At 69.9% G+C, this 16,946-nt stretch carries 14 protein-coding genes; 11 read left to right on the forward strand and 3 right to left on the reverse strand.

All coding sequences use genetic code 11. The features are described 5' to 3' along the window. Positions 1 to 27: 27 nt before the first annotated feature. Complete coding sequence (locus tag ACWFRJ_RS39075; RefSeq protein ID WP_453542493.1) at positions 28 to 1,980, reverse strand: caspase family protein; 1,953 nt, start codon at positions 1,978 to 1,980, stop codon at positions 28 to 30. A 208-nt stretch (positions 1,981 to 2,188) separates the two neighbouring features. Here ACWFRJ_RS39075 and ACWFRJ_RS39080 point away from each other — a divergent pair, with 208 nt between their 5' ends. From ACWFRJ_RS39080 to ACWFRJ_RS39100, 5 genes are all read left to right on the forward strand, one after another. Then, positions 2,189 to 2,677 carry a hypothetical protein gene (locus tag ACWFRJ_RS39080; protein WP_453542496.1) on the forward strand — a complete coding sequence of 163 codons (489 nt, stop codon included), beginning with the start codon at positions 2,189 to 2,191 and terminating at the stop codon, positions 2,675 to 2,677. 88 nt (positions 2,678 to 2,765) lie between these two features. Then, positions 2,766 to 4,535: a hypothetical protein gene (locus ACWFRJ_RS39085; RefSeq protein WP_453542499.1), complete on the forward strand. Its 1,770-nt coding sequence runs from the start codon at positions 2,766 to 2,768 to the stop codon at positions 4,533 to 4,535. After that, positions 4,532 to 4,732 carry a hypothetical protein gene (locus tag ACWFRJ_RS39090; protein ID WP_453542502.1) on the forward strand — a complete coding sequence of 67 codons (201 nt, stop codon included), beginning with the start codon at positions 4,532 to 4,534 and terminating at the stop codon, positions 4,730 to 4,732. Before ACWFRJ_RS39085 ends, ACWFRJ_RS39090 begins: the two co-directional genes overlap by 4 nt. Beyond that, positions 4,729 to 5,301 carry a hypothetical protein gene (locus tag ACWFRJ_RS39095; RefSeq protein ID WP_453542504.1) on the forward strand — a complete coding sequence of 191 codons (573 nt, stop codon included), beginning with the start codon at positions 4,729 to 4,731 and terminating at the stop codon, positions 5,299 to 5,301. The genes ACWFRJ_RS39090 and ACWFRJ_RS39095 overlap by 4 nt, the downstream gene beginning before the upstream one ends. 78 nt (positions 5,302 to 5,379) lie before the next feature. Next, positions 5,380 to 6,945: an AAA family ATPase gene (locus tag ACWFRJ_RS39100; protein WP_453542507.1), complete on the forward strand. Its 1,566-nt coding sequence runs from the start codon at positions 5,380 to 5,382 to the stop codon at positions 6,943 to 6,945. Between the two features lie 69 nt (positions 6,946 to 7,014). On the opposite strand, the gene ACWFRJ_RS39105 is transcribed toward ACWFRJ_RS39100, so the two are convergent. Further along, the gene (locus ACWFRJ_RS39105; RefSeq protein WP_453542510.1) at positions 7,015 to 8,358 is read right to left on the reverse strand and encodes a M14 family metallopeptidase; all 1,344 of its coding nucleotides are present in this window, start codon (positions 8,356 to 8,358) and stop codon (positions 7,015 to 7,017) included. A gap of 193 nt (positions 8,359 to 8,551) precedes the next feature. Between ACWFRJ_RS39105 and ACWFRJ_RS39110 the strand changes: the two genes are divergently transcribed. Then, positions 8,552 to 9,916 (forward strand): Nramp family divalent metal transporter, encoded by a 1,365-nt coding sequence (locus ACWFRJ_RS39110; protein ID WP_453542513.1) that lies wholly within the window; start codon positions 8,552 to 8,554, stop codon positions 9,914 to 9,916. Positions 9,917 to 9,991: 75 nt separating this feature from the next. Here the strand turns inward: ACWFRJ_RS39110 and ACWFRJ_RS39115 are convergent, their stop codons facing one another. Continuing rightward, positions 9,992 to 10,960 (reverse strand): chitinase, encoded by a 969-nt coding sequence (locus ACWFRJ_RS39115; protein WP_453542600.1) that lies wholly within the window; start codon positions 10,958 to 10,960, stop codon positions 9,992 to 9,994. A gap of 350 nt (positions 10,961 to 11,310) precedes the next feature. Between ACWFRJ_RS39115 and ACWFRJ_RS39120 the strand changes: the two genes are divergently transcribed. From ACWFRJ_RS39120 to ACWFRJ_RS39140, 5 genes are all read left to right on the forward strand, one after another. Next, positions 11,311 to 12,231, forward strand: coding sequence for a hypothetical protein (locus ACWFRJ_RS39120; protein ID WP_453542516.1), 921 nt, complete (start codon positions 11,311 to 11,313; stop codon positions 12,229 to 12,231). 111 nt (positions 12,232 to 12,342) lie between these two features. Next, the gene (cpaB, locus tag ACWFRJ_RS39125) at positions 12,343 to 13,056 is read left to right on the forward strand and encodes a Flp pilus assembly protein CpaB (RefSeq protein ID WP_453542519.1); all 714 of its coding nucleotides are present in this window, start codon (positions 12,343 to 12,345) and stop codon (positions 13,054 to 13,056) included. A 347-nt stretch (positions 13,057 to 13,403) separates the two neighbouring features. Next, the gene (locus tag ACWFRJ_RS39130; protein WP_453542522.1) at positions 13,404 to 15,023 is read left to right on the forward strand and encodes an AAA family ATPase; all 1,620 of its coding nucleotides are present in this window, start codon (positions 13,404 to 13,406) and stop codon (positions 15,021 to 15,023) included. Positions 15,024 to 15,196: 173 nt separating this feature from the next. Next, entirely contained in the window at positions 15,197 to 15,526 is a 330-nt protein-coding gene (locus ACWFRJ_RS39135) for a TadE/TadG family type IV pilus assembly protein (RefSeq protein WP_453542525.1), read from the forward strand. 10 nt (positions 15,527 to 15,536) lie between these two features. Further along, on the forward strand, positions 15,537 to 16,895 hold the full coding sequence (locus ACWFRJ_RS39140; protein ID WP_453542528.1) for a CpaF family protein: 1,359 nt from the start codon (positions 15,537 to 15,539) through the stop codon (positions 16,893 to 16,895). The last annotated feature ends 51 nt before the right edge of the window (positions 16,896 to 16,946 follow it).

Here is a 16,946-nt window from a genome sequence, read left to right on the forward strand (position 1 = left end):
TCATCACCGGCTTCGCCGAGTTCGTCCTCAAACGCCGGACGGGCTTGAGATCTCCGGCACCATGGTCCGCAACGGAATCGTCCGAGTGGCCCAGAGCCCCGGCGCCGAGCCCCCGACCCGCCCCAAGTCCCGGCTAAGCAAGAGCTCTTGGGTCCCGGAGAGCCGCAGGACGCCATCGCCGAAGGCAATCCCACCGGACCGCGAAGAAGCCCCGCCCACCCTCCACGCGGGCAAATGAAACGGCACAGTGTTCAGCTCCCCCTCCGCCACAACCAGCTTCAACCAGTCCCGCGCACTCGCCCCGCCCACAGCAGCCCGCCCCACCGGCAGTGAAAGCTGCACAGGCTGATCATCGAGCGCGTACCCCGTGTGCCCCGGAGCGATGAAGTGCCCCGGATAGAGCTCGGCGTCACTGCGGTAGCCGTCGGTCAGGTCGAGCAGCATGCACCACAGGGGCCGATCGGGAGAGCGGTTGTGCAGCCGTATGGAGACCCACGGGCTCTCCGGCCCGGCGGCCCCCTTCACATAAGGGCAGACGATCTCCCCGCCCCCGTCGGGCAGCAGCTCCGTGCCCGGCTCGTTCCGCGCGTCCCACGGCTTGATCTCCACCCGCACGAGCCCGTCGAGGAGCGAGGGCCGAGAGGTGAGATCCCGGAGCTGATGCCAGCGCGTGAGGTGGACGAGGCAGTCCGCGACGCGCCCCGCGTCCACCAGCGGCAGTGGCTCCACGAACGGCGACCCGTCCCTCCTCAGCACATGGGCCGACGCGCCCCGCACCTCGACCCGGAAGTGCAGGTCACCGGCCTCCAGAGGCGAATCGACGGCCCGGAGCAGCGGAGACACGGCCAGTGTCTCCCGCAACGCCACCACGGAGTCCCGCTGTTCGGGCCCTTCACCGACGACGGCGACCGTCGCAGGCGCCAGTGCGAGCGCCGAGAGCGCCACCGGATAGACCCGCGGGGCGACCGGCGCCCAGTCCAGGGGTTCGACGAGCGTGCGGTGACCGTGCACGGCCCGCGCCCGTACGACCCCGCCTTCCCCGGCACTCGGCAGCACGGTGAACTCCGTGCCCGAAGCCGCCGCCTCTGTTCCCTCCCGCAGCCCGTGCCCGCTTCCGCAGTCCACCTCCCAGCCCTCGGTCCCGTACCGCAGCAGGTAGGGGCTCGGCGCGCGCGAGACCGAGCCGCCCAGGAACGGCAGATCCGCGACGCCGCCGGGCTCCGCCGGATACAGGACCGGCTGCTGTCCGCCCCCGGAACGCTGGAGGCGTGCGTCGGCGGCGGCGAGCAGCTCCCGGTACGTCGCGCCCCGGCCCGCATCGCGTACGGCGCCGAGCAGCGCGTGGGTGAAGGCGCCCTGCCTGCGGCCCCCGAAGTAGCCCTCGTAGGAACGCTGGCTGAGTCTGCTCGCGGCGAGCAGCACATGACGCGCGCCCCCCTCAGGAACCACGGTGTCCCGCGCCCCCGCGAAACCCCAGTCCCTGTCCGAGTCCCCGTCCCACCCCACCTCCGGCGGTGGCGCATATCGTGCCGTCAGCTCCGAGTCCCGCGTAGCGCCCCCGGCGTAGCAGCAGTCGAGGACGGCTGCCGTGTGCGCGCCCCGCGCGGCGACCGCGTCGAGCAGGGCGCCCAGGCGCTTGTCGGGCAGCGGGCCGTCCGCGCAGACGAGGGCCTGGTTGCGGCCCGTCGCCTCGATCAGGAGGTCCGCGCCCGTCGCCCGCGACTGCGTGCCGTGCCCGGAGAACCAGAAAAGGGCCGTGTCCCCGGGGCCCGCCGCCCCCAGGTGCCGCTCGATCGCCTCGGTGACGGCGGCCGTCGTGGCATCGGCGTTCAGCAGGACCCGTACGTCCGCGTCCCCGCCCGCGCGGTCCGCGAGCAGCCGACTGGCCTCACGCGTGTCGTTGACGCATCCGGTGAGCGGTGTCGCCAGTTGCTGCGGATAGTCGTTGATGCCCACCAAGAGCGCATAGATCGTCCCCATGGCGGAGAGTCTGACAGTGCCCGTGACCCACCACAGTCCCCGCACTGGTCGTGAACAGGTCGTCTTCAGGCTGCTGTTGGGGCGAGCGCGTGCCAATGTGCATGTCAGGTCGCACTATTGACGTGACGTCACTATTCTTCATGCACCGATCAATCACCGAGCAATTTCTCGCGCACCACTCCGTCGGCCACGCGTCGGCTCACCACCCATGACTCTCGGGGGACACATGGGGCACATCGAACGACCTCGTCGGATCGTGCAGACCGGTCAGCAGCTCACGCCCGGCCTGGGCAAGGATCAGCGCACCACTCGGGCTCCCGGCACCGCGGGCCCGCACCGCGAGCTGTACCGGACGCGGGCGCGTCCCCTCCTGGACGCCGTGACCCGCCTCGACGCGGGGATCGACGAGGGGGCGCGCCGACAGCTCGCGGAGTGGATCGGCGACGAGTACCGGACGGCGTACGGAGACGTGCCGCTCGGCCTTGTCGCCCGCTGCCACCTCGGCCCGCCCTACATCGACCACGTCCTCAACCTCTTCCACGTCATCCTGCGGCACTTCGCCCCCGCAGAACCGATGCCGGAGCCGTTCGCGCAGGCCAGGATGCTGGCCAGGTCCGACGGATACGCGTACATCGAGGTCTACGACGGCGGCCTGATCCTCCCCGTACTCGCGGACGGAACCGTCGTACGCCCCTGAGCGCGACCTCACCACAGCCCCACCCCCTCAGCCCTACCCCTCAGCCCCAACCACAGATCAGATCAGATCAGTGTGATCGGAGACCCGTATGTCCGAGGTGGACTACACGCTGCGTCGGCAGGTGCAGGAAGTCAGCAACCTCGTGGTCAGGCTCGGCGAGCAGGTGAGCTCGGTGTCCGGCCAGGTGGCGACCGTCGACCACAATCAGCAGCAGACCCGTGGCGAACTCCAGCAACTGCGCGACGAGTTCCTTGAGTTCGTCAAGAAGGCCGAGTTCACCGCCAACGTGCAGCGCGCCGAGACCCGCATCGGCGTCATCCAGGACCAGGTGGACCACGAGTTCGGTCACCACAAGACGGTGCGGCGCACGGCGGTCGGCATGCTCCAGGCCTTCGACGTGGGCCTGGTGTCCGAGGACAGCGTCCGCATGGTCAGCGACCAGCTGATGATCCAGACGCCCCGCTACTGGCTGGCGCCCGCCCTGGTCGCGCTCGCCTCCTGGTCGGCCGACGACCGGCTGCTGTGCGAGCGCGGCGTGGAGGAGGCCTTCCGGCGCTCCCCGGACCGCACCTCGCTCTTTTTCGCGCTCGTGCTGCGCCGCCAGGGCCGCAAGGAGTCCGCGGTGCGCTGGCTGCGGCACTACCTCCTCGCGCAGGACCCCTCGTCGCTCGGCCGGGAGTTCGCGGTCATCCTGGAGTCGATCGCGCAGGGCGCCTTCGGCCTCGTAGGGCGTGAGCTGCTCACCGACACCCTCGCGGGCTGGCGCGAGCACCTGGCCGACGACGCGCAGTCGCAGAAGCGGCAGGTCACGCGGTGGCGCGAGGAGATCGACTCGCTGCGCCAGGCGTCCGCCAAGGCCGAGTTCCCGCGCCTCGCGGCCGTCTCCCCGCAGTGGCCCTACCTCGACTCGGCCTACAGCTCCGCGCGGGCGCAGGAGGCCGTGCTCGACAAGTACCGGGCCATCATGGAGAGGGAGTTCGAGCCCTCGGACCGTCTTGAGGACGCCGTGGACGACATCCTCGACCGGCTCGTCTCCGAGTACGACAACGAAGAGCTGCCCCTGCGCCGCGACCTCGCCTTCAACCACGCGGTCGTCGGCCACGACGGCGACGTGCTCGCCGCCCGCAAGGCATCCGACGCGGACTCCGCCTCGTACGAGGAGACGCTCGACTATCTGACCGTGCAGACCACTGCGGCGCTCAACCCGACCGCGATCGGCACGTCGGCCGCCACCCAGCGCCTCGCCGTCGCCGCCTGCAACGAGTGGTTCTTCCAGGCGCACACGGGCTTCACGCGCGACTACCGGGCATCGGTCCCGCAGGACGTGACGGCGCAGTTCGGCACGGCGCACACCGTCGGTGCGCAGACCTTCCACCTGCCGCCGTGGTCCGGCTCGTTCACGCAGCCGCTCGCCGCCCTGGAGCATTCCCTCGCGGGCCACTGGGACCAGCACATGGCCCCGTTCATCGCCTCGCTCGCGTACCCGATGGCCCGCAAGGTGGCGCCGCTGATCGCCGTGGTCGCCGGGATCCTGCTCCTCATCGGGGCGATCCACATCGGCTTCGCGCTCGTCGCCGCCGTGATCACCGGCGGCGTATGGGGGCTCTTCCTCTACAACGGCGCGCAGGCGGCCAAGCGCAACCAGGACAACGCGCGCCAGCTCCTGGAGCGGGCCAAGGCCGACTCGCTCCATCAACTGCGTGGAGCGTCGGCCGAGTTGACCGACTGGTACGAGAAGTACCGCGCCGCCGACCTGATGGAGTCGGAGTGCCGCGAGCTGATCACGTCTCTCGCCACCGCGACCCAGGGCGGCTCGCCCTTCGAGGGCCGCACCGTCGTCAAGGAGAAGCAGCGATGAGCGTTCCCCCGCAGCCCCGGCAGTCCCCGGAGGACCAGAGCCAGAGCCAGAAGCCTCCGTCCCCCTGGGCCGCCACCGGCCGGCCCCAGGGCGAGCGCGTCACCAACAGACTCCGCCGGATCGCCGAAGAGCTGCCCGACTGGGAGCCGCTGCCGCCCGGCGAGACCTTCGTACGGCGCCCCGGCAGCTCCGCGTGAGCGGACTGTGGGGCGACGGCGGCGCCTACGGGGCCTGGGTCGAGTTCCTGCGCCGCTGGGCAGAGTTCGAGGACGTCGACCCGGCCGCGCTGCCGGCGATCACCGAGGAGCAGTACGACGGGGCGACGGTCCAGCGGCTCACGGTCCACCTCGGGGGCGCGCTCGACCGGCGGCTCAAGTCCTGGGCCGGGAAGCTGACCCTCGCGATGGGGTCGGCGCACGACGAGTTCTCCTTCGGCCGGGAGCTGGCGCAGGCGAGGGCCGGACTCCAGAGCGTCCGCGCCCTGGCGGGCCACCCCGGGCTCCCGGAGAAGCTGCGCACGGCCATGACGGATCTCGTCGACCGGCAGATCCCGCAGCTCCAGGACCAGCTGGAACGCTTCATCGACGACGCGGTGAGGCAGGGCGGGGACCCGCGCGGCCTGGAGGAGCGCCGCCGCACCCTGCGCGACAACGCCCTCACCGGCGTCCTCGCCCAAGGCCCACCTCCTCCCGCAGCGCGCACGGCCCCGGACCCATGGGCGTACGACCCTGCCGCCGCGCCACGCCGCCGAGTGATCCCCGACTGACGAGCGCCCCACCCGGACAGCCAAGCCCCCGACAGCCCCCGGCCCACCCCGCCCACTCCCGCGAAGGCCCGAATCCGTATGTCGAACTACGCCGAGAGCCTGCACCACCTCGACAGCTACATCTCCGCGCGCGTACCGGTGATCGGCATGCGCACCATCGAGCAGCAGCGCGCCCTGCGCCTGCTGCGTGAGTCCGCCACCCAGTCGCGCCGCAGCAGCATGCCGTTCTGGATCTACACCAGGGCCACGGGCCTGCGCGACCTGCGGACCAACTCACCGGTGATGGACGACCGTTCGCTCACCGGCGCCATGGAGTTCGCCGCCACCCAGTTCACCAGCAGGGCCAACGCCACGGTGGTGTTCGTGGACCCCGACGGCCTGGAGGCGGACACCCCGATCACGCGGCACGTGGCCGAGCTCGCCCGGCTCGCCGACAGCAACATGGGCAGCATCGTCCTCATCACGGACACCCCCATCTGGAGCGGTCTCCAGCGCCTCGGCATGAGCCTGCACCTCGACCTGCCGGACGCCGACGAGATGTACGGCATCCTCAGCAGCTTCCTCGGTGACCACAGGGGGCACATCCCCATCGAGTGGAGCGAGGAGGACGCGCGGCGCGCGGCCGAGTTCCTGCGGGGCGTCACCGAGGCCGAGTGCGTCAACCTGATGGCGACCATCGCGGCCAAGGGCTCCATCAAGGAGGCGGACGTCCTCGGGCTCGCCCAGGCCAAGGACCGGATCTTCAGCGATCTCACCGGCCTGGAGCGGGTGGCGCTGAGGGAGAGCGACTACGCGATCGGCGGCCTCGGCAGCCTGCGCGGATGGCTGCGCCGCAAGCACGAGCTGATGCACGCCGATCTGCGCGGCACCGAACTGCGTCCGCCGCGCGGGGTGCTCCTCGTCGGGGTGCCCGGCTGCGGCAAGTCGCTCTCCGCGAAGGCCATCGCCCACGAGTGGAAGCTGCCGCTCTACCGACTCGACATGGGCAGCATCCACGGCAAGTACCTGGGCGAGTCGGAGGGCCGCTTCCGAGAGGCCCTCGCGATGGCCGACCGGGTGGCGCCCTGCATCCTGTGGATCGACGAGATCGAGAAGGGCCTCGCGGGACGTGACGACGGCACGGGCGTGCCGCAGCGCATCATCGGCCAGTTCCTGTTCTGGCTCCAGGAGTCCCAGTCGCGCGCCTTCGTCGTCGCCACCGCCAACGACGTACGCAGCCTGCCGCCCGAGCTCCTGCGCAAGGGCCGCTTCGACGAACTGTTCTTCGTGGACCTGCCCGACGCCGAGGAGCGCAGGGAGATCATCTCCCTCTACCACCACCGCTATCTGAAGACCGCTCCCGAGAGCGAGCAGGTGGACCGGCTCGTCGACCTCTCCGAGGGCTTCGCGGGCTCCGACATCGAGTCGGCGCTGCACGACGTGGGCGCGGAGGCACTCCTGAACGGCGGCGCCGACAACCTGAAGCCCTCGCTGCTCCTGGACACCTTCGCCAACACCGTGCCGATGAGCAGGGTCAACCCGGAGCAGATCGAGGAGATCAGGGCCTGGGGCCGGGAACGCGCCGTTCCCGCGGGGCGCTCGTCGGTCAGCACGGCTCCGGGCGTCGCCAAGCCGGCGCGGCGGATCGTGTTCATGGACGACTGACGGCTGACGGCTGGCGCTTACGGTGCGGGGCCGCCGCCGGACGGCGACGGCCCTCCAACACCGGTCGGATCAACCGGTGCAGTACTGCTGCTCCTTGCCGATGGACCGGTACATGCAGTCCGCGTTCTCCAGGAGCTGAAGGACGGCGTCCCTGTTCCGGTCGGTCTCCCGCTCGATCACCTCGTCGGGCGGGTAGAAGCCGCCGCCGCCCGCGGACGACGGGTACATCTCGAAGGTGTAGCTGAAGATCTTCTGGTTGCCCCACAGCCAGTCGTCGATGGTGCCGTCGGTGATGTAGAGGTCGCTCGACTGCTCGGGCGTGTAGCCGTTGCTCGCGGCCATCTTGGTGCCGACGGCCGCGTGGGCGTCGCGGTCGTCCTTGGTCAGGCCGGGGCCCGTGTCGTTGTACGTGTAGCCGTAGGGCCACAGGACGAGTTCGCTGTACGTGTGGAAGTCGATACCGGCCTTGATCTGCTGCTTGCCTCCGACGACGCGGCTGCGCACGAAGTCGGCGACCACCTTCACCTCGGGGGCGGACTCGCCCGCCTTGCCCCGGTAGGTCTCCGAACCGGTGGAGCTCGATGAGCCGCCGCAGCAGCCCCACTTGTAGTTCCAGTTGCGGTTCAGGTCAGTGCCGACGTTCGACGAACCGCTGTTGGGCTGGCGGTTCTTGCGCCAGCTGCGGTAGGAGCCGGTCGCGATGTCGTACTCGCCGCCGTCCGGGTTCATGTCCGGCACGATCCAGATCTCGCGCTCGTCGACCATCTTCTTGATGCGCGCGTCCGTGCCGTAGTCGTCGCCGAGTTCGCGCATCAGGTACAGCGCCATCTCGACGGTCAGGTGCTCGCGGGCGTGCTGGTGGTGGGTGAAGAGGACCTCGGGCTCGGCCTCGTCGGTGGAGACGTTGTCGCTGATCTTGATGGCGACGATGTCCCGGCCCGAGTAGGACTTGCCGATGACCTTCTTGCTCATCAGGGTCGGATGGGCCGCGATGCGCTGGTCGATCTCCGCGTTCATCTCGGCGTAGTTGTGGTACTTCGCGTCGGCGGGCGGGAAGTCCTTGGCCTCGACCGGCAGGCCGTTCGTACGCTTCGGGGGTCCGGCCAGGGCCTTGAGCTCGTAGCCCGCGTCCCGTAGCTCCGCCGCCTCGCGGCCGTCGGCCGAGACGACCACCGCGCGGGCGTCGACCTCGTCGATGGCGATTCCGGTGCGGGCGAGCGCGGTGCGGGCGGCCTTGTCGTCGCCGAGGGGGATCTCGTACTGGCGCGTTTCGTTGCCGCCCGCGGTCGTCGTACCGCGTGCGGTCCGGTCGGCGGAGTCGGGTGTCGCGTTGGCGGTGATGGGCGCCGCCACGGCGAGGGCGAGCAGGACGGCGAGGGCGGCGGGTCTTCTGCCGCGTGTGCGAAGTCGCATGAAGTCTCCTCAGGGGTGGGGGGTGGTTCAGTGCGACGCGTGCGGTGCGGGTTGCGCGGTGCGGGTTGTGCGGGGTGTGCGGGTGTGCGGTGCGGGTTGCGCGGCCCCATCGTGTAGGCGTGGCATGCTCCGGTCAACGCTGTCTTCGGCCAACCCCTTGTGTCACGCGCCGCCATGCGGTTTCTTGATCGGCATGGCTGAAACGACAGGCAGTGACGCTGCCACGGGAGATGCGGCTCCCCGGCTCCGCAAGCCGAGCTGGAAGTACATCGGCCCAGGCATCGTCGTCGCCGCGACCGGCGTCGGCGCGGGTGACCTCGTCGCGACGCTGATCGCGGGCAGCAAATTCGGCTACACGCTCATGTGGGCCGCGATCATCGGCTGTCTGGTGAAGATCTCGCTCGCCGAGGCGACGGGCCGCTGGCATCTGGCCACCGGGCGCACCCTCTTCGAGGGCTGGCGCAGCCTCGGGCAGTGGACCACCTGGTACTTCGCGATCTACGTCGTCATCTGGGGCTTCGTCTACGGCGCCACGGCGATGTCGTCGAGCGCCCTGCCGCTCGTCGCGCTCTTCCCCGAAGGGCCGAGCCTGAAGGTCTGGGCGATCCTCTGCGGCCTGCTCGGGCTCGCCTTCGTCTGGTTCAACAGGTACGCCGTCTTCGAGAAGGTCATGACGGTCGTCATCGGCATGAAGTTCCTGATCGTCGTGTACGTCGCCATCCGCGTCGCCCCCGACCTCGGCAACGCCTTCGCGGGCCTGGTGCCCGCCCTGCCGGACGGTTCGCTGCTCTACACGCTCGGCCTGATCGGCGGCGTCGGCGGCACCATCACCATGGCCGCGTACGGGTACTGGGTGAACTCCAAGGGCTGGACCGACATCAGCTGGCTGCGGGTCATGCGGCTCGACAACCGCGTCGCTTACATCACGACCGGCGTCTTCGTCGTCGCGATGATGATCATCGGCGCCGAGCTCCTGCACTCCACGAACATCGCGCTCACCTCCGGTGACCGGGGCCTCATCGACCTCGGCAACGTTCTGGAGGACAAGTTCGGCGCGGTCACCGCGAACCTCTTCCTGATCGGCTTCTTCGCCACCTCCTTCGGGGCCCTGATGGGCGTGTGGCACGGCGTGAGCCTGATGTTCGCGGACTTCGTGGAGCGGTTGAAGCGGGAGCGGGACGCTTCGGGCGCTGGGAGGAGCGCTGAGAAGACCGCCGAGAAGGCCGTCGAGGGCGACCAGGGTGCCGACGAGATGGTCAAGGAGGTCGCGGCGGGCAAGCGGGAGAAGTCGGCCCCCTTCCGGGCCTACCTGCTCTGGCTCACCTTCCCGCCGATGGGCCTGCTCTTCCTCGACCAGCCGTTCGGCCTGGTCGTCGCCTACGGCGTGCTCGGCGCGTTCTTCATGCCGTTCCTCGCGCTCACGCTGCTCTGGCTGCTCAACTCCTCGCGTACGCCCAAGGAATGGCGCAACGGTCTGCTGAGCAACGTGATGCTCGCGGCGGCCGGTCTTCTCTTCCTCGTCCTGTGCGTGCAGCAGGTGCGCGACCTGCCCTGGTAGCGGGAGAGCGTCGAGCTGATGGAACAGCAGCGCCGCCGGGGGAGCGGCGGCGCTGCGGTTTTTTTGGGCCGACCGTTACGACAGGCCGTGGACGTGGGGGCCCACCGCCTTGGACCAGGAACTGCCGTCGGCGGCATCCCAGTTCGTCGACCAGGTCATCGCGCCCCGGATGTCGGGGTACGTCTTGGACGGCTTGAAGGAGCCGCAGCTTGTGCCCTTCGCCAGGCAGTCGAGCGCCTGGTTCACGACGGACGGTGAGACATAGCCGCCGCCCGCAGCCTTCGACGAGGCCGGGACGCCTATGCCGACCTGCGACGGGGAGAGACCGCCCTCGAGCTGGATACAGGCGAGCGCGGTGAGGAAGTCGACCGTTCCCTGGCTGTAGACCTTGCCGTCACAGCCCAGCATCGAACCGCTGTTGTAGTACTGCATGTTGACGACCGTGAGGATGTCCTTCACGGCGAGCGCCGTCTTGAAGTACTCGCCCGACGTCGACTGCATGTCGATCGTCTGTGGCGCCATGGTCAGCACGAACCCGGAACCGGCCTTCCCGGCAAGGGACTTCAGCGCCTGTGACATGTATTCCGAGTGGAGCCCGTTCTCCAGGTCGATGTCGACGCCGTCGAAGCCGTACTCCTGCATGAGTTTGTACGCCGAGTCGGCGAAGGCGGTCCCGGACGCCGAGTCGCTGACCGACACCGCGCCCTTCTCGCCGCCGACCGAGAGGATGACGGACTTCCCGGCTGACTTCTTGGCCTTGATATCGGCCTTGAACTGGTCGACCGTGTATCCGCCGAGCCCGGCCGAGTCGAGATTGAAGGCCAGCTCGCCGGGCGTGCTTGTCGCGTCCGCGAACGAGACCGCGATGATGTCGTATTCGTCCTGTACGTCGCTCAGCTTCTGCACCGTGGCGCCGTTGTTGAAGTTCTGCCAGTAGCCGGTCACCGCGTGCTTGGGCACCGCGCGGTTCGCGGCGTCGGCGTTGTCGGCGCCGCCGGTCAGCAGGCCGGTGAGCGCCAGGGCGAGTGCCGTTGCCAGACCGATGACAGACCCTGCCTTCCTGCGTGTGCTGCCGCGTGGTGTACTGCCGCGTGCGTGATCCACTTCTGCCTCCGGTGGGGGGAGTTGGGGCATTCGGAGAGCTCTCACTTGCTCGTACAACGTCGTGCGACTGCTCGTACGACGTCGTACGGCTGCTCGTACAACCTCGTACGACCTGGTCCAGTGGTCGTACAAGCTGGTCCAGACCAATTGAGTTGTCAAGACCTCTGGCACCACCAGGACCCCGGGAGTCCGGCCAACCTCGATGTGAACAGTGGGAAGTTGGGTGTTGAGGTGGCCTTGACCTGGATATGGTGCTGAGGCAGAAGTGCACGAAGCCCGGGGGTGTACGCATGCCGACCGCCATAGCCGTCACAGGCCCTGACCTGGTGCTGCCGTCGCCCGACCGGCACACCCCGTCCGCGGCCGTCCTCCAGAGCGCCGTCCAGTCGTCACGGACGTACTCCCTGGACCAGGCGCTGACCGAGATGCACACGCTCATCGAGCACCACGGCTATGTGATCGTTCTCTGCCCCGCGTCGGCGCCGCCCGCCGTCGTGCAGCGCATGCACGCGATCCGCTCCGTCCTGGAGAGTGACCGCATCGCGATCCTCCGCCCCGACCTGCCGCCGCTCGGCCTCGCGGTCCTCGCTCTCCAGCTCCGCCAGCTGTCGATCTGCGACTTCAGCCCCGGCGTGCTCGCTTCGGCGGCCAGGCTCCTCTCCCACTACATCTACGCCGGCGCCCTCCTCGGCTCGGTGGCCAAGCTGGACCGGGTCCCGGTCACCCTCCAGTCGCACGCCAAGTCATGGGTGCCGGGAGCCCAGTTCGCCGTCCTCGCGACCCCGCGCCCGCAGCTGATCAAGGTGGCGGGTGACGCGACGCTCCCCGGCCCCGGCTTCGGCACGAAGATGCTGTACGCGACCGGGCAACTGGCGTCGGACTGGGTCACCGGGACGCTCGCCCCGGCGTGGCGTACGCAGGGGGTGACGGAGGCGCGCCTTCCCGGGGAGTCAGCGCGCTGGTGGGCGACGGGCAAGCTCGTCGAGTTCGCCGCGGCGATCCCCGACATCTCCGTGCTCTACCAACTGGTGTCGTCCGTCCGGCGGGACGACTGCCACTGGTGCGGCCTCGAACTCATCGGCGACCGCTGCGGCTTCTGCGCCGCGCCACTGCCGCCGCCTCCTGAACGGGCGGCGCCTGCTCCGGCCTCTGCGCCCGCGTCCGCCGCCTCGGCCGCCGTTGTACGGGCGTTGCCGCGAGGCGGGACGTAAGGCCCGGCCCAGTTGGGTACGAACCTGAACCTGCCCCCGACCCCGAACTGAACACGCGCCACACCGATCACCGTCCGTAGCCATCCGCACCCGATCGAGGTAGTCCGGTTCATGAACTCACGCCAGCGCCGCGGCGTCATCCTGCTGGTCCTGTCGGTCCTGGCCGCGTTCGGCGCGTTCGCGGGCGTCCTTTCGGTGATCCGGGACGTGAACTCGAAGGTGGGGCCCGAGGTGGCCGCGTACAAGCTCAAGGGGGACATCGCCCCCTACAAGGAGCTCAGCGCGGACCAGTTCGAGAAGGTCGACATGCCGGAGCGCTGGCTCTCGGACAACGCGGTCACCGACCTCCGCCAGGTGCGCGGCAAGATCGCGGTGACGGAGCTGCGGAAGGGTTCGCTGCTTCAGACGGACATGATCGTCAACCGTCCCGAACTCGCGCCCGGACAGCAGGAGATCGCCATCATGATCGACGCGGCCACGGGTGTGGCAGGCAAGATCACGCCGGGCTCGACGGTGAACATCTACGCCACCTTCAAGGGCGAGACCGACAACGCCAAGGACCAGTCGAAGGTCATCGTCGAGTCCGCGAAGGTGATCGACGTGGGCAAGCTGACGGCGCTCGACCCGGACCAGGACGACCGCAGCAGCCGGCGTACGGCGACGGAGGCCGTGCCGATCACGTTCGCCCTGGACACGGCGGACGCGCAGCGCGTCGCGTACGCGGAGTCGTTCGCCACGCACGTGCGGCTCGCCCTGGTCGGGAAGGGCGAGGAGAGTGCCATCCCGCGGGGTGACCGGACTTACACACTCGACGAGGACAAGTAGGGGGCCCCGCGGATGAGGCGACGCACGTCTGTACCGCCGCAGCGCGGCGAAGTTCTTGCTCCCGCCACGGGCGACCGTTCCAAGCCGCCGCTTCGCGGCGGATCTCTCCCACCCACCCACCCGGTTACCCGGCATCGCGGGGTGCTCGGGTGTGTGGGCGGGAAAAGCCTGTTCGCCCAGGAGGCGATGCGGGGTAGTCGGGCGAGTGGGCGGGAGAGCCCGTTCGCCCGGAAAGTGATGCGGGGTACTCGGCCGGGTGGGCGGGAAAGCCCCGTTCGTCAGCGCCCCCTGCCGGCCGGACAGGAACAGGCCGCCCACCCCGGCACCGATGCCCCCGGGAGCGTCGCATGACAACCCGCATCCTCCCCGCAGTAGGGGACATGGACGCAGCCCGGGCGCTCTCGACGCTGACCGGGCAACTGCCGGACGCCGAGCCCGCCCTCCCCGTCGCGGACTCGACCGCCCTCCTCGACACCCTGGCGAGGCTCGCCGCGGAGTCCCTGGACGAGCTCCCCGAAGTGGTCCTCATCCACGAGCGCATCGGCCCCGTCCCCGCCCTGGACCTGATCCGCGACCTGGTCCTGCGCTTCCCCGCGGTCGGCGTCGTCCTGATCACCGCAGACACGAGCCCGGGCCTGCTGACCGCCGCGATGGACTCCGGAGCACGCGGCATCGTCGGTTTCCCGCTCGCGTACGACGCGCTGGCCGAGCGGGTACACGCGGCGGCAGCCTGGTCGGCGGGCATGCGCAGGCACCTCGGCAGCGCGGGCATGGAGCTCTACGCCGGGCAGGGGGAGGCCCCCGGCGGCGGGCACGTCGTCGCGGTGAGCGGGGCCAAGGGAGGCGTGGGGACGACCCTCGCCACCGTCCAGCTCGCCCTCGCGGCCCGCGCATCCGGCCGCAGCGTCGCCCTCCTCGACCTGGACCTGCAGTCCGGAGACGTCTCCTCGTACCTGGACGTACAGTTCCGCCGCTCCATCGCCGACCTCGCGACGATCACCGACATCACGCCCCGCGTCCTCCAGGACGCCGTCTACACCCACGAGACCGGCATCGGCCTCCTCCTGGCCCCCGGTGAGGGCGAACGGGGCGAGGAGATCACCGACCGGGTGGCCCGCCAGACCCTCAGCGCCCTGCGCAGCCGCTACGAAGTCGTACTCGTCGACTGCGGTACGTACGTCACCGGCGCGAGCGCCGCCGCCATCGAACTCGCCGACCGGGCGATCCTCCTCGTCACCCCGGACGTCGTCTCCGTACGCGCGGCCAAGCGCATGGTGCGCCTGTGGGACCGCCTCCAGATCCGCAAGGCGGAGGAGACGCTCACGGTCGTCAACCGCCACGGCAAGGCCTCGGACATCCAGCCGTCCCTGGTCGAACGCGTGACGGGTACGAAGGTGGCTCGCACCACCATCCCCGCGAACTTCAAGGAGCTGCAGGGCGCGGTCGACGCGGGCCGCATGCAGGACCTGGACAGCAAGTCCTCGGTGAAACAGGCGCTGTGGGCGCTTGCGGGCGAGCTGGGCCTGGTGGACCCGGAGGCGGCGTCCGGCGCGAGCAAGCGGGGCGGCGCACTGGCGCTCCGGAAGCGGGCCGCCGGGAGCGACCGGGGCGCCGTCACCCTCGAATTCGCCGGGATGTTCCCCCTCCTGCTCGTCGTGATGGGCCTCCTGTGGCAGTGCGCCCTGTACGGCTACACCTTCTCCCTCGCGGGCAACGCCGCGGACGAGGCGGCGCGGGCGGCGACAGCGGCGTACGCGGTGGGCGAGGGCGGAGCGGCGGCGTGCGAGTCCGCCGCGAAGGAGCATCTGCCGTCGGCGTGGCAGGGCGCGACGGTGGCCTGCACGGACGACGGCTCGGTGTGGAAGGCCCACGTGGACGCGGATGTACCGCTGTTCTTCCCCGGGATCGACACGGGGTGGACGGTGAGCGGGGAGGCGGGCGCGGCGAAGGAGGGGGAGGACGGGTGAAGGGTGCCCCGGCATTGCTGTGCACCGCCGATCACCGGCTCCGCCGAGTTCGTCCTCAAACGTCGGAAGGGCTGGATGGTCGCCGGGGACAGACCCTTCGGGGGCGGAGTCGCCCGGGACAGACCCTCCGGGGGCAGAGAAGGAAACGCCCCTGGAACGACGACGGCGTATCCATGCTCGAATTCGCCGGCTTCCTGCCCATCCTGCTCCTCATAGGCCTGGCCACCATCCAGCTCGGCCTCGTCGGCTACGCCGTCAACCAGGCAGGCTCCGGCGCCCGCGCGGCAGCGCGCGTCGCATCGCAGGGCGACGGCGGCGAAGCCGCGGGCCTGGCGGCGATGGACGGCAGCCTCGACGCCCAGGTCGCCCTCAGCGGGGGCGGCACCACGACAACGGCGGAGGTCACCGTCCAAGTACCCACTCTGCTGCCCTTCGTGGACGCCGGCTGGTCCGTCTCGAAGTCGGCCACCATGCCCAACGACGACGCAGAAGACGGGAGCTGAGAGAGAAACGATGAGCCTCCGCGACCGCGTAGCGCCCCCGAACGACCCCGGCAAGGGCGGCGGCCCCAGCCGCGACGACGGCCTCGTGGCCGTCTACCGCTCCAAGCTCCTCGAAGAGATCGACCTCGCCGAGATGTCGTCCCTCACCACGGCGGACCGCCGAGTCCGCCTGGAACGCGTCATGGGCCACATCATCAGCCGAGAGGGCCCGGTCCTCTCTACCTCGGAGCGCTCCCAGCTCATCCGCCGCGTCGTGGACGAGGCTCTGGGACTCGGCGTACTCGAACCACTCCTCGCTGACGCCTCCATCACGGAAATCATGGTCAACGGCCCGGACTCGATCTTCGTGGAGCGTGCCGGACGCGTCGAACAGCTCCCCCTCCGCTTCGCGTCGAACGACCAGCTCATGCAGACCATCGAACGCATCGTCTCCACGGTCAACCGCCGTGTGGACGAGTCGAACCCCATGGTCGACGCCCGCCTGCCCACGGGCGAGCGAGTGAACGTGATCATCCCTCCGCTCGCCCTCACCGGCGCGACGCTCACCATCCGCCGCTTCCCCCGCGCTTACACGCTGCACGAGCTCATCGGCCTCGGCTCGCTCGACGAGCACATGCTGCTCCTGCTCTCCGCGTTCGTCCGCGCCCGCTTCAACATCATCGTCAGCGGCGGTACGGGCTCCGGGAAAACGACGCTCCTCAACGCGCTCTCCGGCCTGCTCCCGGCCCATGAACGCATCATCACCATCGAGGACTCGGCCGAACTGCAACTCCAGCAGGACCACGTCATCCGCCTCGAATCCCGCCCTCCGAACGTCGAGGGCAAGGGCCAGATCACCATCCGCGACCTGGTCCGCAACAGCCTCCGTATGCGCCCCGACCGCATCATCGTCGGCGAGGTCCGAGGCGGCGAGACGCTCGACATGCTCCAGGCGATGTCGACGGGCCACGACGGCTCCCTCGCCACCGTCCACGCGAACACGGCGGAGGACGCGCTGATGCGCCTCCAGACCCTCGGCTCGATGTCGGAGGTCCAGATCCCCTTCGAGGCGCTGAAGGACCAGATCAACTCGGCGGTGGACGTGGTCGTCCAGCTCGCCCGCCACGCGGACGGCTCCCGCAAGATCGCCGAGATCGTCCTCCTCGTCTCGCACGGCCGCGAACAGTTCCGCATCGCCCCGGCGACCCGCTTCGTGCCGAGCCAGCCGGGCGGCGGAGGCATGGACCGCCGCGTGCGCGGCTACTTCGAGCACCTGCCGCTGCCACGCTCCGTCGCGGAGCGCCTCTACGTGGCGGGCGAGCCGGTGCCGCCCGGCTTCGGAGTGACGCAGGCGATCGACGTACTGAACACACGAGAGGCGATCGGATGAGCGCGAGGGCGCGTACGCGGATGAGGACGCGTGGGATGAGCACGAGCATGA

It is taken from the genome of Streptomyces sp. NPDC055239 (assembly GCF_053606205.1).

What these genes read in the sequence shown, in the direction of transcription:
- ACWFRJ_RS39110 (WP_453542513.1), top strand. Translation starts at nt 8,552, where the DNA reads ATGGCTGAAACGACAGGCAGTGACGCTGCCACGGGAGATGCGGCTCCC.
- ACWFRJ_RS39080 (WP_453542496.1), top strand. Translation starts at nt 2,189, where the DNA reads ATGACTCTCGGGGGACACATGGGGCACATCGAACGACCTCGTCGGATC.
- ACWFRJ_RS39135 (WP_453542525.1), top strand. Translation starts at nt 15,197, where the DNA reads ATGCTCGAATTCGCCGGCTTCCTGCCCATCCTGCTCCTCATAGGCCTG.
- ACWFRJ_RS39105 (WP_453542510.1), bottom strand. Translation starts at nt 8,358, where the DNA reads ATGCGACTTCGCACACGCGGCAGAAGACCCGCCGCCCTCGCCGTCCTG.
- ACWFRJ_RS39140 (WP_453542528.1), top strand. Translation starts at nt 15,537, where the DNA reads ATGAGCCTCCGCGACCGCGTAGCGCCCCCGAACGACCCCGGCAAGGGC.
- ACWFRJ_RS39120 (WP_453542516.1), top strand. Translation starts at nt 11,311, where the DNA reads ATGCCGACCGCCATAGCCGTCACAGGCCCTGACCTGGTGCTGCCGTCG.
- ACWFRJ_RS39100 (WP_453542507.1), top strand. Translation starts at nt 5,380, where the DNA reads ATGTCGAACTACGCCGAGAGCCTGCACCACCTCGACAGCTACATCTCC.
- cpaB (WP_453542519.1), top strand. Translation starts at nt 12,343, where the DNA reads ATGAACTCACGCCAGCGCCGCGGCGTCATCCTGCTGGTCCTGTCGGTC.
- ACWFRJ_RS39130 (WP_453542522.1), top strand. Translation starts at nt 13,404, where the DNA reads ATGACAACCCGCATCCTCCCCGCAGTAGGGGACATGGACGCAGCCCGG.
- ACWFRJ_RS39090 (WP_453542502.1), top strand. Translation starts at nt 4,532, where the DNA reads ATGAGCGTTCCCCCGCAGCCCCGGCAGTCCCCGGAGGACCAGAGCCAG.
- ACWFRJ_RS39085 (WP_453542499.1), top strand. Translation starts at nt 2,766, where the DNA reads ATGTCCGAGGTGGACTACACGCTGCGTCGGCAGGTGCAGGAAGTCAGC.
- ACWFRJ_RS39075 (WP_453542493.1), bottom strand. Translation starts at nt 1,980, where the DNA reads ATGGGGACGATCTATGCGCTCTTGGTGGGCATCAACGACTATCCGCAG.